The sequence below is a fragment of the Allomesorhizobium camelthorni genome, from assembly GCF_011045125.1.
GTDB classification, from domain to species: domain Bacteria; phylum Pseudomonadota; class Alphaproteobacteria; order Rhizobiales; family Rhizobiaceae; genus Allomesorhizobium; species Allomesorhizobium camelthorni.
In genome coordinates this window covers 13,000-27,238 of the sequence record NZ_JAAKZF010000044.1, presented here as the reverse complement: position 1 = coordinate 27,238, position 14,239 = coordinate 13,000, and the positions used below count along the sequence as shown (strand labels likewise).

At 62.8% G+C, this 14,239-nt stretch carries 16 protein-coding genes and 1 tRNA gene; 11 read left to right on the top strand and 6 right to left on the bottom strand.

Annotated elements, in window-relative coordinates:
• Positions 1-31: 31 nt before the first annotated feature.
• From G6N73_RS23785 to proC, 3 genes are read left to right on the top strand one after another with little or no spacing between them, the layout of a single operon-like run.
• A complete protein-coding gene (locus G6N73_RS23785) occupies positions 32-1,030 on the top strand; it encodes a glycosyltransferase family 2 protein (RefSeq protein WP_165032159.1) in 999 nt (332 codons plus the stop codon).
• The gene (locus G6N73_RS23780; RefSeq protein ID WP_165032157.1) at positions 999-2,315 is read left to right on the top strand and encodes an O-antigen ligase family protein; all 1,317 of its coding nucleotides are present in this window, start codon (positions 999-1,001) and stop codon (positions 2,313-2,315) included. The genes G6N73_RS23785 and G6N73_RS23780 overlap by 32 nt, the downstream gene beginning before the upstream one ends.
• 58 nt (positions 2,316-2,373) lie before the next feature.
• Positions 2,374-3,192 carry a pyrroline-5-carboxylate reductase gene (gene proC / locus G6N73_RS23775; RefSeq protein ID WP_165032155.1) on the top strand — a complete coding sequence of 273 codons (819 nt, stop codon included), beginning with the start codon at positions 2,374-2,376 and terminating at the stop codon, positions 3,190-3,192.
• Between the two features lie 23 nt (positions 3,193-3,215).
• On the opposite strand, the gene G6N73_RS23770 is transcribed toward proC, so the two are convergent.
• From G6N73_RS23770 to modA, 4 genes are read right to left on the bottom strand one after another with little or no spacing between them, the layout of a single operon-like run.
• Positions 3,216-3,557 (bottom strand): winged helix-turn-helix domain-containing protein, encoded by a 342-nt coding sequence (locus G6N73_RS23770; RefSeq protein WP_165032153.1) that lies wholly within the window; start codon positions 3,555-3,557, stop codon positions 3,216-3,218.
• Between the two features lie 19 nt (positions 3,558-3,576).
• Positions 3,577-4,686 carry a molybdenum ABC transporter ATP-binding protein gene (gene modC, locus G6N73_RS23765; RefSeq protein ID WP_165032151.1) on the bottom strand — a complete coding sequence of 370 codons (1,110 nt, stop codon included), beginning with the start codon at positions 4,684-4,686 and terminating at the stop codon, positions 3,577-3,579.
• The gene (modB, locus tag G6N73_RS23760) at positions 4,683-5,375 is read right to left on the bottom strand and encodes a molybdate ABC transporter permease subunit (RefSeq protein WP_165032149.1); all 693 of its coding nucleotides are present in this window, start codon (positions 5,373-5,375) and stop codon (positions 4,683-4,685) included. The genes modC and modB overlap by 4 nt, the downstream gene beginning before the upstream one ends.
• 9 nt (positions 5,376-5,384) lie before the next feature.
• The gene (modA, locus tag G6N73_RS23755) at positions 5,385-6,179 is read right to left on the bottom strand and encodes a molybdate ABC transporter substrate-binding protein (protein WP_165032147.1); all 795 of its coding nucleotides are present in this window, start codon (positions 6,177-6,179) and stop codon (positions 5,385-5,387) included.
• A 187-nt stretch (positions 6,180-6,366) separates the two neighbouring features.
• Here modA and G6N73_RS23750 point away from each other — a divergent pair, with 187 nt between their 5' ends.
• From G6N73_RS23750 to G6N73_RS23730, 5 genes are all read left to right on the top strand, one after another.
• Positions 6,367-7,614, top strand: a complete 1,248-nt coding sequence (locus tag G6N73_RS23750; protein WP_165032145.1) for an NAD(P)/FAD-dependent oxidoreductase — start codon at positions 6,367-6,369, stop codon at positions 7,612-7,614.
• A 27-nt stretch (positions 7,615-7,641) separates the two neighbouring features.
• The gene (locus G6N73_RS23745; RefSeq protein ID WP_165032143.1) at positions 7,642-8,616 is read left to right on the top strand and encodes a TRAP transporter substrate-binding protein; all 975 of its coding nucleotides are present in this window, start codon (positions 7,642-7,644) and stop codon (positions 8,614-8,616) included.
• Positions 8,617-8,687: 71 nt separating this feature from the next.
• Entirely contained in the window at positions 8,688-9,221 is a 534-nt protein-coding gene (locus G6N73_RS23740) for a TRAP transporter small permease subunit (protein ID WP_165032141.1), read from the top strand.
• A 5-nt stretch (positions 9,222-9,226) separates the two neighbouring features.
• On the top strand, positions 9,227-10,534 hold the full coding sequence (locus tag G6N73_RS23735) for a TRAP transporter large permease (RefSeq protein WP_165032139.1): 1,308 nt from the start codon (positions 9,227-9,229) through the stop codon (positions 10,532-10,534).
• Positions 10,535-11,488 (top strand): hypothetical protein, encoded by a 954-nt coding sequence (locus G6N73_RS23730; protein ID WP_165032137.1) that lies wholly within the window; start codon positions 10,535-10,537, stop codon positions 11,486-11,488.
• A 36-nt stretch (positions 11,489-11,524) separates the two neighbouring features.
• Here the strand turns inward: G6N73_RS23730 and G6N73_RS23725 are convergent, their stop codons facing one another.
• On the bottom strand, positions 11,525-11,713 hold the full coding sequence (locus G6N73_RS23725) for a hypothetical protein (RefSeq protein WP_165032135.1): 189 nt from the start codon (positions 11,711-11,713) through the stop codon (positions 11,525-11,527).
• Between the two features lie 182 nt (positions 11,714-11,895).
• Positions 11,896-11,970: transfer RNA gene (locus tag G6N73_RS23720), tRNA-Thr, on the bottom strand.
• A gap of 146 nt (positions 11,971-12,116) precedes the next feature.
• On the opposite strand from G6N73_RS23720, the gene G6N73_RS23715 reads away from it, so the two are divergent.
• From G6N73_RS23715 to G6N73_RS23705, 3 genes are all read left to right on the top strand, one after another.
• On the top strand, positions 12,117-12,305 hold the full coding sequence (locus G6N73_RS23715) for a hypothetical protein (RefSeq protein WP_165032133.1): 189 nt from the start codon (positions 12,117-12,119) through the stop codon (positions 12,303-12,305).
• A gap of 120 nt (positions 12,306-12,425) precedes the next feature.
• Positions 12,426-13,715 carry a UDP-N-acetylglucosamine 1-carboxyvinyltransferase gene (gene murA, locus G6N73_RS23710; protein WP_165032131.1) on the top strand — a complete coding sequence of 430 codons (1,290 nt, stop codon included), beginning with the start codon at positions 12,426-12,428 and terminating at the stop codon, positions 13,713-13,715.
• Between the two features lie 85 nt (positions 13,716-13,800).
• Positions 13,801-14,238, top strand: coding sequence for a DUF2948 family protein (locus tag G6N73_RS23705; protein ID WP_165032130.1), 438 nt, complete (start codon positions 13,801-13,803; stop codon positions 14,236-14,238).
• The last annotated feature ends 1 nt before the right edge of the window (position 14,239 follow it).

The window sequence follows — 14,239 nt, the reverse complement described above, 5'->3', positions numbered from 1 at the left end:
CTATGCAAACCAGGCATTGACGGACGTTCGCATGAAGCCCTTGCAGAAAGATGGACCGGTTTCGATCCTCGGCCGGTCTCCGGGACTTGTTCCGGAGACCGTCGAAGCGGTTGTGACAGTGCCGACATTCCGCCGGCCGGAACAGTTGCTGGCCACGCTCGAATCGCTGCGGCTGCAGGAAACGGCGCGCCGGTTCGCGGTGATCGTGATGGAAAACGAGGCGGAAGTGCGAGAGGGCGCCACCGCCGCGCTGCCGCTTTTCGAGGCGGGCACACTTGAGGGGATGGTTATCGTCGCGCATGAGCGCGGCAATTGCAGCGCCTACAACGCCGGCTGGCAAACGGCGGTGATGCACTTTCCAAGCTTCAGATATCTGCTGGTCATCGACGACGACGAGATCGCCGACAGAAGCTGGCTGGAAAACATGTGCACTGCCGCGGAAAAGTACGCGGCGGACATCGTCGGCGGGCCGCAGGTGCCGGTCTTCGCCAGCCCGACGCACTCGAAATGGGCGGAACATCCGGTTTTCGCGCCGCCTTACGCGAAAAGCGGAAGGGTCGGCGCGCTCTATTCGTCAGGCAATCTGCTGATTGGCCGGCATGTGCTGGCGGCAATGGGTCCGCCATTTCTCGACCTCAAATTCAACTTCATGGGTGGCGGCGATTCCGACTTCCTGAGCCGCGCGGTGCAGCGCGGCTTCAAGCTCGCCTGGTGCGCCGAGGCGCCGGTTCGTGAAGCGGTTCCGCCGCGCCGGGTCGAAGCCGACTGGATCCGTGCACGCAGCCTTCGCAACGGCGTGATCTCCACGCTCGTCGAGAAGAAGCGGCGCGCCGGAACGCCGCTGGCCAACGCCAGGGTGCTTGCAAAGAGCCTGGCGCTCCTCGCTGCTTCACCGTTCCGGGCGCTGGCCAGGTTGGCCGCCACGGGCTCGGCGGCGATCGGCGTCTATCCGATCCATGTCGCGCTTGGCCGGGTCCTGGCCGAGTTCGGATACGCCAATGAACAATACCGTCAGCCCGAGAAGAACTGACGCCGCGCCGATCACGGCGGCGTTCTCGCGGAGCGGTATAGCCACGGCGATCGCGGCGATCCTGCTGACGATCGCGATGGTGTCGTTCAAGCCGTTTCAGCCAGCTGCCACGACCGTTGGCGACGGCGGCGACATCGTCAATCAGCTCGGATTCGGTTCGCTGGGCGCGCTTTCGATCTTCTCGCTCGTGGCCTTCGCCAATCCGCGGGTTGTCAGCGCCCTATTCAGCCCGAGCTTTCTGCTGATGATCGGCTTCCTGCTGCTTTCGGCGTCAAACGCAACCGACCCGAATGCCGCGATGCGCGCCGCCTCCTTTACGCTGATCGGCATTCTGACGATGGCGACCGTGCTGGCGATACCGCGCGACGCCGACGCGTTCTCGGCCGTCATAGCGGTGGCGGGGCTTTTCGTCATCGGGCTGAGCTTCGCCGGGCTGGTGATCTTTCCGAACGACGCCATGCATACGGCCGATTCCATCGAGGCCGAGCATGCCGGACTCTGGCGCGGCGTCTTCAGCCACAAGAACATCGCCGGCCCGGTGATGGCCTGCCTAAGCTTCGGCGGGCTTTATCTCTTCCGCCGCGGCTGGAAGGCGACCGGCGTGCTGCTGTTTGCCAGCGCGATGGTCTTCATGATCAACACCGGCTCCAAGACGACCGCCGGCCTTGTGCCGGCCTCGATCCTGGTCGTCGTCGTGCCCAGCCTGTTCGGGATGCGGCTGATAACGCCGCTTTTGTTTGCGCTCTCCATGATCTGCACGGCGCTCGCCACGCTGGGCATCGTCTTCATCGATCCGCTGAAGCAGCTTGCCGCGGAGCATTTCCCCGACCTCACCTATACGGGGCGCACGACGCTTTGGGAGTTCGTCGGCGAGATGATCGCCAGACGGCCCTGGACGGGCTACGGCTACAACAGCTTCTGGGGTACTGACGCCGTCACCAGCACCGCACAGCCATTCGACCGGGCATGGGACGTGCGCGGCATCGTCCATGGCCACAACGGCTATCTCGACATCGCTGTGATCATGGGCCTGCCCGCAATGTTCGTGGCCATATGGGCGTTCCTGATCGCACCGCTACGCGATTACATGCGCATACCGCTGCGCAAGGAGAACATCTTCCTCGGCGATTTCTTCATGATGATCCTGCTGTTCACGGCGCTGAATTCGTTCCTGGAAAGCTTTTTCTTCCGGCGCGCCGACCCCGTGTGGCTGTTCTTCGTGTTCAGCGTCATTGGGCTTCGCCTGACCGCACGCTTCCCGCTCAAGGCGTCCAATCCGGACTGATCGGCCTCTTCCGCATGAGTTCCGGACCGTCTAAACGGAGGCAGACGGAGGCTCGGAAATGACAGTGAAAGTGATGCTCGCCGGTTGCGGCAACATGGGATACGCCATGCTTTCAGGCTGGCTTAAATCGGGCAAGCTCAGGCCCGGCGAAACCTTCGTCATCGAGCCCAACGCAGAATTGCGGGCGCGAGCCAAGGCGCTCGGCAGCGAGGTGGGCAGCGATGCCGGCGAAATTCCCACAGGCGCCGTCGTCCCTACTCTGATCGTGCTTGCGGTCAAACCGCAGGTGATACGCGACGTGACGGCTGGCTACCAGCGCTTCGGCGACGGCCGCACGACCTTCCTCAGCATCGCCGCGGGAACGGCTATGGCGACGTTCGAAGAAATACTCGGCGAACGCGCGCCGATCATCCGCTGCATGCCCAATACGCCGGCCTCGATCGGCAAGGGGATGATGGTCACGTTCGCCAATGAACGCGTCTCGGACGAGACCCTCGCATTCGTCGCCGACCTGCTTTCGGCCAGCGGCGAGGTCGCCTCCATCAACGACGAGAGGCTGATGGACGCGGTGACCGCCGTTTCCGGTTCCGGCCCGGCCTACATATTCCATTTCATCGAGTGCCTGACAGCGGCGGCCGAAAGCGCCGGCCTGCCGGCGGAGACGGCGAAACTGCTGGCGATGCAGACCGTCTACGGGGCGGCTTCACTGGCGGCCGAAAGCGGCGAGAATCCCGGCGTGCTGCGCCAGCAGGTCACCAGTCCGAACGGCACGACGGCGGCGGCGCTTGCCGTGCTGATGGGCGAGGATCGGCTCAAGCAGTTGGTGACGGAAGCGGTGGAGGCTGCGAAGCTCAGAAGCATAGAACTGGGCAGATAGCGTAAGGCCACACCGCCTCGGGGCTACCCCGCCTCGATTTCCGCCTGCAGCGCCGCCAGTTGCTGCGAGGCGGCGGCGACCGCCGCGTTTTCGATAGCGCGAAACCGGGTGACTACAGAAAGTCCAAGCGGCGTGAGCGCTGCGCCACCGCCGCTTTTCCCGCCGGTGCGGGCTGAGACAAGCGGCTTGCCGAACAGCCGATTCAGATCGTCCACGAGATCCCAGGCGCGCTTGTAGGACATGTCCATCGCGCGGGCGGCCGCCGAGATCGAACCCGAAGCCGATATCTCCTCAAGCAACGCGATCTTGCCGGGTCCAATCCGGCCTTCGGGATCTAGATTTATCCGCAGGCTGAGCGAAGGCATCCTTGTAGCGCGCTCCCGTTCAGAAACCTTGATCGGCCAAGCTATTCGACAGGTTTTCGTGGTCGAAAGCCACAGATTTTATCACCGCGAAAACCTCCTGCCCGACGTGCAGCCGAAGAGCATCAAGCGACAGGCGGGTGATCCGCGACAGCACCTGCTGTCCGTGGCAATCGACATGGATCTCGACCAGTGGATTGGACGCATGGGCAATCCGCGCGATCTTCCCGCGCAGTATGTTCTGGGCGCTGAGCGCCACCGGTTCGGCAGTCGCGATCATGACGTCGCGCGCCCGGAGCCGGAGCCTGACCGCGGAGCCGGTCTCAGCGCGGATGCGCGGGACCCGGATTTCGCCGGCGGCCGACTTCAGAACCGTCACGCCGTATCTGATGTCGTGGGCGGCTACCGTCATATCGAGCACGACGCCGCCCTCGCCTCTTTCTTCGGCCGGGAGAAGGTCGAGCCGCTGAATGATCTCGCCTGTCGGGCCGGACGCGGCGACCTTGCCGTCCGACATAACGACGATGTCAGTGGCGAGCCTGGCGACCTCTGCGATCGAATGGCTGACATAGACGATCGGGATTTTCAGTTCGTCGCGAAGCCGCTCGATATAAGGCATGATCTCGCTTTTGCGCGCTTCGTCGAGCGAGGCCAACGGCTCATCCATCAACAACAATCGGGGGCTGGCGAGCAAGGCGCGGCCGATGGCGACACGCTGCTTTTCGCCGCCGGAAAGCAGGTTGGGCCTGCGCTCGAGCAAGTGGCCTATGCCGAGCAATTCCACAATACGGCCGGTATCCGCGTAACGTTCGCGCGCAGGTGCGAACCATTTTCCGTAGGCAAGATTGCGGCGCACGCTCATATGCGGGAACAGCCGTGCGTCCTGGAACACGGCCCCGATGCGTCGGCGATGCGTCGGCAAGAAAATGCCCGAAGCCCGGTCAGTGAGCACACGCCCGTCGATCTCAACGCTACCTCGGTCGGGCCGGATCAGCCCGGCGATCATGCTGACGATCGAGGTCTTGCCAGACCCCGACGGTCCGAATAGCGCCGTCAGATGACCGGGGCTTGCGAAGCGCGCTTCCAGTTGGAAACCACCGAGCCGGTGGCTGACATCGACGAGGATGGTCATGCGCCCTCGATCCGGCGGCTGGCGCGCTGCGCCAGCGCTTCTGAAGCCATCAGCGCAGCCATCGAGATAGCCACGGAAATCAGGGTGAGCCGTAGCGCGCCCGCATCGCCTCCAGGGATTTGCGTGAAAGTGTAGATCGCGGACGGCAGCGTCTGCGTTTCGCCGGGAATGTTCGACACGAAGGTGATGGTCGCGCCGAACTCGCCCATCGCCTTGCCGAAGGAAAGGATCATGCCCGCGATTATGCCGGGCAGGATCAACGGCAGGGTGATGGTGGCGAAGACCCAAACCGTGCCGGCGCCGAGCGTGCCGGCGGCTGCCTCGAGCCGACGGTCGACGGCCTCGATCGACAGCCTGATCGCACGCACCATCAGCGGGAAACCCATGATCGCGCAGGCTAACGCCGCCCCGGTCCAGCGGAATGAGAAGACGATGCCGAAATGCTCGGCGAGGAACGCGCCCACCGGCCCTCGCCTGCCAAAACTCAGCAGCAGCAGATAGCCGGTGACCACGGGCGGCAGGATCAATGGCAGATGGACGATGCCGTTGAGGAGCGATTTGCCCCAGAAATTGCCGCGCGCAAGAATCAGAGCCGTGAGCAGGCCGAGCGGTAGGCTCCCCAGCATGGCCCAGACAGCGACCTTGATCGACAGCCGGACCGCATTCCACTCATCTGGCGTGAGTTCCATGCGTGATTGCTAGTTGGAGGCGACCGGAGCGAGCACGGTGAAGCCCTGCGCCTCGAACAATTGCCTTGCCTTGGCCGATTGCAGGTACTTCACGAATTCCGCGGCGTCCGGATTGCTGGCGTCAGCGGTCACTCCCACAGGATAGACGATCGGCGGATGTGCATCCTCGGGAAAGACGCCGATTACCTTCACGGCCGGTTCGGCGACGGCGTCGCTCCGGTAAACGATGCCGAGCGGCGCCTCCCCTGTCGCAACAAGTTTGAGCGCCGCGCGCACATTCTCCGCCTGCGCCACCCTGTCTTCGACCTCGACCCAGACGCCGAGCCTTTCGAGCGCTGCCTTGCTGTATTTACCGGCAGGCACAGCCTTTACGTCTGCCATTGCCAGCCTGCCTTCGCCGAGAAGCTCGGTTAGCGGGAAATCGGGTGCAATATTCGCCTCGATTGCCGAATCCGCACTTGCTATCAGGACGATGCGGTTGCCGAGAAGATTTGTCCGGGAACCCGGCACGATCAGCTGCCTTTCCGACAGATACTCCATCCAGTCGAGATCGGCCGAGATGAAAATATCGGCTGGGGCGCCCTGTTCGATCTGCCTGGCCAGCGCCGAGCTTGCCGCGTAGGAGATGGTCGCCGTCTGGCCCGTCTCGGCCTGCCAAGTCTCATTGACCGCATCGAGTGCATTTTTGAGGCTGGCAGCAGCAAACACGACCACTTTCTCGGCTGCATGAACGGAAGGCGCAGATGAAAGCGCCATCACCATCGCGCCAATCAGCGCGGCGAACTTCCACCCATTTCTGCCCATCTCTGCCACTCTCCAAGGTCGATCGCGATCAGCCTAAGCGAAGGCTAGCGATATATCCAGACGAATATAACACCTGCCGGCGCGGCACAACGCCGAGGCGCGACTCGGCGATACAAATCCGGGCCGGTCCAAGCTATGCGTCGAGGGCCGATGATCGAAGACAGGCGGCGGGAGGAATGACTGAAGCATGACGCGAACTATTGTTGTTGTCGGAGCCGGCATCGTCGGCGTGTCGGCGGCCATCTGGTTGCAGCGGGAAGGTCACGAGGTGATCCTGATCGATCGTGGCGAACCCGGGGAAGGGACGAGCTACGGCAATGGCGGCGTTCTCGCTTCCTGCGCGATCGTTCCGGTCACGGTGCCGGGCCTGCTGCGCAAGGCGCCGCGGATGCTCTTCGATCCTCGCCAGCCGCTGTTTCTGAAATGGCGGCATCTCCCCAGGCTCGCGCCTTGGCTCAGCGCCTATCTCAGCCATTGCACGCCAGACGAAACGCGACGCATCGCCAACGCACTCTACGCCCTTACCGGCGACAGTCTCGCCGACCATCAGGCGCTTGCCGCCGGGACCGGGGCGGAGCCGTTTGTAGTGCCTTGCGATTATTTCTACGTCTATCGCGATCGGTCGCAGTTCGAGGCCGACGCTTTCGGCTGGTCGATCCGAAGGGAACATGGTTTCCGATGGGATGAACTCGATGGAACGGCGCTCCGCGCGCATGACCCGATCTTCCGGCCGGACCTGAATTTTGCGGTTCGGCTCGGCGGGCATGGGCGCATCACCGATCCCGGACGCCATGTCAAAGCACTGGCAAAACACGTGGAGACCCGTGGCGGGCGCGTCATTCGCGCCGAGGTGACCGACATCGTACATCAGAACGGCCGCGTCGCAGGCGTCCGCGCCGGCGGCGAAACCATTTCCTGCTCCACCGCGATCATCACGGCGGGCGTCTGGTCGGGATCATTGACCAAGAAGCTGGGAATTGAGGTGCCGCTCGAGAGCGAACGTGGATATCACATCGACCTGCACGAGCCGAACCGGATGCCCAAATCGCCGGTGATGTTTGCATCGGCGAAATTCGTCGCGACACCGATGGACGGCCGTCTCAGGCTTGCCGGCATAGTCGAGTTCGGCGGGCTGGACGCCCCGCCTTCCCGTGCGCCTTCCGACCTGCTGCTCAGGAACATACGCGCCGCGATGCCCGACCTGACCTGGCGCAGCACGAAGGAATGGATGGGGCATCGGCCCGCAACACCGGACTCCATCCCTGTAATCGGAGCCGTGCCGGGCATTGAGGGCGCCTGGCTCGGATTCGGTCATCACCACATCGGGCTGACGACAGGGCCAAAGACCGGCAGGTTGCTCGCGCAACTGGTTTCGGGCCAACCACCGAACTTAGACCTTGCGCCCTATGCCCCTTCACGTTTCACTAGGCGGTAACAAATCGAATTGAATGGGAGATTCACAATGAAGTATTTTGCACGCCTGATGGCGGCGACGGCGTTTGCGGTGGTTTCCGCGAGCGCCGCTTCTGCGGAAAAATGGGATATGCCGATGGCTTATCCCGCGACCAATTTCCATTCCGAGAACGCGGCAGCGTTTGCGAAATGCGTCGGCGAAGGCACAGGCGGCACGCTGGAGATCGTCACCCATGCCGGCGGCTCGCTGTTCGGCGGCAACGACATCAAGCGGGCGGTGCAGACCGGTCAGGCGCCCATCGGCGAGCGGCTACTTTCGGCGCATGCCAATGAAAACCCGCTCTACGGGATCGATTCGATTCCCTTCCTTGCCACGTCCTTCGACGCCTCGGAAAAGCTGTGGGCCGCAGCGAGCGACAAGCTCAAGACGGCGCTCGATGCGGAAAACCTGGTCTACGTTTACGCCGTGCCGTGGCCGGCGCAGGGCCTCTACATGAAGAAGGACGTCAATTCGGTTGCCGATCTGAAGGGCGTGAAATTCCGCTCCTATAATGCGGCAACCGCGCGCATCGCCGAACTCGCCGGTATGGCGCCAGTGCAGATCGAAGCGGCCGAACTCAGCCAGGCGCTGGCGACCGGCGTCGTCGAAAGCTTTATCTCGTCCGGCGCAACGGGCGTCGATTCGAAGGTCTGGGAACAGCTCACGCATTTTTACGACGTGCAGGCCTGGCTGCCGCGCAACGTCGTCTTCGTCAACAAGGACGCCTGGACCGCGCTCGACGACGCATCCAAGACGGCAATCACCACCTGCGGTGAAAAGGCGGCTGCGGACGGCCTCGCCAAGGTGAAGGAGCTTTCCGGAGGCTACCTCAAAACGCTGGAAGAGAACGGCATGAAGGTGTCGCCGCCCAGCGAGCAACTGGCGAAGGAACTCGAAGGTTTCGGCCAGACCATGACCGACGAGTGGCTGAAAAGCGCCGGCGACGACGGCAAGGCGATCATCGAAGCTTACCGCGCTAACTGACGACTCCGGTCAGACCAGGGCCCGGCGACGTCGCCGGGCCTGCTTCTTCATTGACAACCCAGGAGCGCACAGTGGACGGCGAAGCCCGCATAATCCGCCGCAGCCTCGACTTCGTCTATGATTTCGCAGCGTGGCTGTCGGCCCTGTGCCTGGTCGCGATATTGGTCGTCATCACGGCGCAGGTCGTCGCCCGCTGGATGGGCATCCCCTTCCACGGCTCCAACGAATATGCCGGCTACTTCATGGCCGCGGCGTCGTTCCTGGCCTTCGCACATACGCTGAACCGCGGCGCGCATATTCGCGTCGGCCTGCTCCTAAACGCACTCGGCGGAAGGCGCTTCTGGGGCGAACTCTGGTCGCTCGCCATCGCTTCGGCGGCTTCGACCTATCTCGCCTGGTATGCGGTCAAGATGGTCTACTGGTCGTGGAGGCTGAACGATGTCAGCCAGGGCCAGGACGTGACACCTTTGTGGATCGCGCAAACGCCGATGGCGGTCGGCGCGGTCATTCTCGCAATCCTTCTGATCGACAATCTCGTCACCCTGCTGGTCACCGGACGCGACAATATCCGCGACGGCCTCGCCGAACAGAGCCACGCGGAATAGCGCCGATGGAACCTTTCTACGCCATCGGCATCTTTCTTTTCGTCCTCTTCCTGCTGCTCGGATCCGGCGTCTGGATAGGGCTCGCCCTGCTTGGCGTCGCCTATGTCGGCATGGAGATGTTCACCAGCCGCCCGGCTGGCGACGCGATGATGACGGTGATCTGGCGCTCATCGTCATCCTGGTCTCTGACGGCGCTGCCGATGTTCATCTGGATGGGAGAAATTCTCTACCGGACACGGCTGTCGGAAGACATGTTCAAGGGGCTCGCTCCGTGGATGGGAAGGCTGCCGGGCGGCCTGCTCCACACCAATGTCGCTGGCTGCACGATCTTTGCCGCGGTCTCCGGCTCCTCCGCCGCCACGCTGACGACGGTCGGCAAGATGACCATCCCCGAACTGCGCAAACGGAACTATCCCGAGCGCCTAACAATCGGAACGCTTGCCGGCGCGGCGACGCTCGGCCTGATGATCCCACCGTCGCTGACGCTGATCGTCTATGGCGTGGCAATCAACGAATCGATCACCAAGCTGTTCATCGCGGGCGTCATTCCCGGGCTCGTGCTGGCGACCCTTTTCATGTGCTACGTCGTCACCGCCTCGATGGTCTCCAAGGACTACAATCCGGCCGCCGAGCCGACGCTGCCTTTTTGGGACAAGGTGAAGCGGTCGCGGTTCCTGGTCCCCGTCCTGCTTCTGATAACCGCCGTGATCGGCTCCATGTATCTGGGCGTTGCAACCGCGACCGAAGCCGCCGCGATCGGCGTTATCGGCTCGCTGGCGCTCGCTGCCGCGCAAGGCGCGCTGACGGCCGGGAATTTCTTCGAGAGCCTGATGGGCGCGACGAGAACGTCGGCTATGATCGCGCTGATCCTTGCGGGCGCGGCTTTCCTGTCGCTGTCGATGGGCTTCACCGGGCTGCCGCGAGCGCTTGCCGAATGGATCGCCTCGATCGAACTCAGCCGATTCGAACTGCTGATGGTCCTTCTGGTCTTCTACATCATCCTTGGCTGCTTCCTCGACGGGATTTCCGTCGTGGTGCTCACCATCGCCATCGTCGAACCGATGATCCGTCAGGTGGGGATCGACATTATCTGGTTTGGCATATTCATCGTCGTTGTTGTCGAGATGGCGCAGATAACCCCACCGATCGGCTTCAACCTGTTCGTGCTGCAGGGCATGACCGGCCATTCGATGGGGTTCATCGCACGCGCGGCGTTTCCGATGTTCCTGATCATGATGCTCATGGTGTTGATCCTGATCGCCTTTCCGGAGTTGGCGACCTGGCTGCCCAACAACATGCGGCAGGCGCGCTAGTTGTTCGGCGCGCTCCTCAACCAGGCCGCAAAGCACGGTCGCCTGCTGCTGGTGCTCGGACTGGTCGCCGGCATCGCGCTGCCCGGCTTTGCGCTCGCGTTGAAGCCGTGGATCGGTGAGATGGTTGCTGCCCTGCTGTTCCTCGCGGCGTTCCGCGTCGGCCCGCGTCAGGCGCTTGGCGCCGCGCGCGATATCGGATTTTCGGTTGGCGTCGTGCTGGTATTCCAGGTGCTGTTTCCAGTCGCGCTTATCGTCTTCATGGTTGGCATCGGTTGGACCGGGATATTGCCGACCGCGCTGGTGCTCATGGCCGCCGCATCGCCGATTTCGGGCAGCCCGAACCTGACCGCCATGACCGGCCACGATCCAGCGCCAGCGCTTCGCCTGCTGATCGTGGGCACGGCGTTGCTGCCACTGACCGTGCTACCGGCGTTCTGGCTCACTCCTGCGCTCGACAATCCGTCGCAGGTTTTCACAGCGGCCGGCCGCTTGGTCCTGATCATCTTTGCGGCGAGCGGGCTGGCATTCATCCTGCGCTGGCGCTTTCTCAACGACTTGAGCGCCAATGGACTACAGGCGATAGACGGCGCGTCAGCCATCGCAATGGCCGTGGTGGTTATCGGACTTATGTCGGCGGTCGGGCCGGCGATCTTTTCCGATTCCCCCGGTTTTGCGATCAATCTCGCAGTAGCCTTCAGCGCGAATTTCGGCCTTCAGATCATCATGGCAACGCTTCTGCGCCGCAGCGGCAGGCGGAGGCTCGCAGCCCCTCTCGCCATCGTGGCCGGCAACCGCAACATAGCGCTGTTCTTGACGGCGTTGCCTGCCGCCGTTACCGATCCGCTACTTCTCTTTATCGGCTGCTACCAAATCCCGATGTATCTGACGCCGCTTCTTCTCGGGCGATTCTATCGCGATGCGCAAGCGAGTCGCGATGGCGACGCCGCCGCTTAGGGCACTCTCGTTAGACTTTAGAAGCGGGGGGCTTGGTCACGATTTCCCTGATCGAAGGCCGTCAGTGAGATAGTTTGCAAAGGCAATCTCTTCGACCGTCATGTGATAACGCGTCGCAATCGGCCCTCCGGCGTTAGCCTTTCCTTCGGCGACGGAAATTTTTGGCCTGGAGAGCGGCGACCGCTCCTGGAAGTTTTGCGAGCGCTTGCCGCCGGTCATCGCCAAGCTGAGTCTCTAGTTCTGTTTTCCCGACTAAGTGCCGCAATTCCGAACCACGCGCGGAATAGCGCCTATTCCGCTCTTTGAGATTCCGAATATTGCCAGCCATTTTTGTGACATCGTTTGTGACGCCAGAATTGGCGGAAGCCTTGGAAGCCAAGGGTACTAACGATTTCAGCGGGATGGGCTGGTGCTGCGAGAGAGGATTGAACTCTCGACCTCTCCCTTACCAAGGGAGTGCTCTACCACTGAGCTACCGCAGCTGCCGAATGCGGCGGACTTCTGCCATATCAATCAGGCAAGCGCAAGTTAGCTGCGGACAGTTTTCAAGCCCGGTGTTTTCGACATTGCGCGGCCACAATGATAGTTATTTCAATGAAGCCGAAGCAGTTTGCGACGAAACAGCCGGATGAACAGGAAAAACACCGCCAGCGGCCAAACGGATAGCAGCGCCGAGCGCAAGAAAAGGCTCGCCGAGGAACTCCGCGCCAATCTCCAGAAGCGAAAGGCGCAGGCGCGTTCGCGCCGCACCGGCGAGGCCGACAGCCGGCCGGAGGGGATTGAGATCGCATCAGGGCAACCAAAGATGGAACTGTGACGCCGCTCTTAAGGGGCCCCGGGGGCAAATCCTATTTCTTGAACCGATTTACGTGATGGTCTAGACGGGCCGTTCGGGCAACGATCAACAGCCGGGAAAACTCCCGGAGAAACGAATTTCATGGACCGCATCAGAATCGTCGGTGGCAATCGGATCAATGGCCGTATCCCGATCTCGGGCGCGAAGAACGCCGCCCTGCCGCTGATGATCGCGTCGCTTCTGACCGACGACACGCTGACGCTCGAAAACGTGCCGCATCTCGCCGATGTGGAACAGTTGATCCGCATCCTCGGCAATCACGGCGTCGACTATTCCGTCAACGGCCGCCGTGAGCGCCAGAACGAAGGCTATTCGCGCACGATCAATTTCACTGCCCGCAGCATCGTCGACACCACCGCCCCCTATGAGCTCGTGTCGAAGATGCGCGCCAGCTTCTGGGTGATCGGACCGCTGCTTGCCCGGATGGGCGAGGCGAAAGTGTCGCTGCCCGGCGGCTGCGCCATCGGCACGCGTCCGGTCGATCTGTTTCTCGAAGGATTGCAGGCGCTCGGCGCCCGTATCGACGTCGAAAACGGCTATGTCATCGCCAAAACGAACGGGCGTCTCACCGGCAACCGGTACGTGTTCCCCAAAGTGTCCGTAGGGGCCACTCATGTGCTGATAATGGCGGCGTCGCTTGCCAAGGGCGAGACGGTGCTAGAAAACGCCGCTCGCGAGCCCGAAATCGTCAATCTCGCCGAGTGTCTCAACGCCATGGGCGCAAAGATCACCGGCGCAGGCACCTCGACAATCGTGATCGACGGCGTCGATGCGCTGTCCGGCGCGCGCCACCAGGTCATTCCCGACCGCATCGAGACCGGCACCTACGCCATGGCGGTCGCCATGGCCGGCGGCGACGTTATCCTCGAGGGCGCGCGCGCCGACCTGCTGCAGGGTGCACTCGACGTGATCGCGCAGACAGGCGCCGAAATCATCCCGGTCAATTCCGGTATCCGTGTCAGGCGCAACGGCTCGGGCATCGCGCCGGTCGACGTGACGACGGAGCCTTTCCCGGGCTTTCCGACCGACTTGCAGGCACAGTTCATGGGGCTGATGACCATGGCCGAGGGAAAGTCGCGGATCACCGAGACCATCTTCGAGAACCGCTTCATGCATGTGCAGGAGCTCGCCCGGCTCGGCGCGCACATAACCCTGGCCGGACAGACGGCGATCGTCGACGGCGTGCGGAAGCTCAAGGGCGCACCGGTGATGGCGACGGATCTGCGCGCCTCGGTTTCGCTGGTGATCGCCGGGCTGGCGGCCGAAGGCGAGACGGTGGTCAACCGGGTCTACCATCTCGACCGTGGGTTCGAACGGCTGGAGGAAAAGCTTTCCGGCTGCGGCGCGACCATCGAGCGCATATCGTCGTAAGGCCCCGCATCTCCCTCGGTTGCGCGCTTCGCCGAGACCGCCTAACAAGGCGGCAGGCGCGATCACCTTCCACAGGCGTTGAGACATGGACCAGTTGAAACTTGTCGCCCTCGACGAAGAGGATCTGAGAATCCTGTCGGCGCATGTCCAGGACGCCGTCATGAAAACCGGTGACCTCGAATTCCTCCCTTCGCTCAAGCGCTTCATCGTGCCGATGAACCGATTCGTTTGGGAAGGCAAGTCGCGCTTCTTCTTCCGGCCGCGCCCGCAGCGGCGCAACAGCGTGCTGCATTTCGATCGCGTGCTCAATGCCAAGACCAGCGGCATCGCCCGTGACCGGCCGGCCGAGATCCTCTCGCTGCTCGCCATCAGCTTCGTGCCGATGGATGCGCCCGCCGGCATCGTAGAACTGATCTTCTCGGGCGGCGGCGCGATCATGCTCGACGTCGAATGCGTGGAGGCCCGCCTCGCCGATCTCGGCGGCGCCTGGCAGGCATCTTCGCGCCCGCACCACAAAGTCTGAG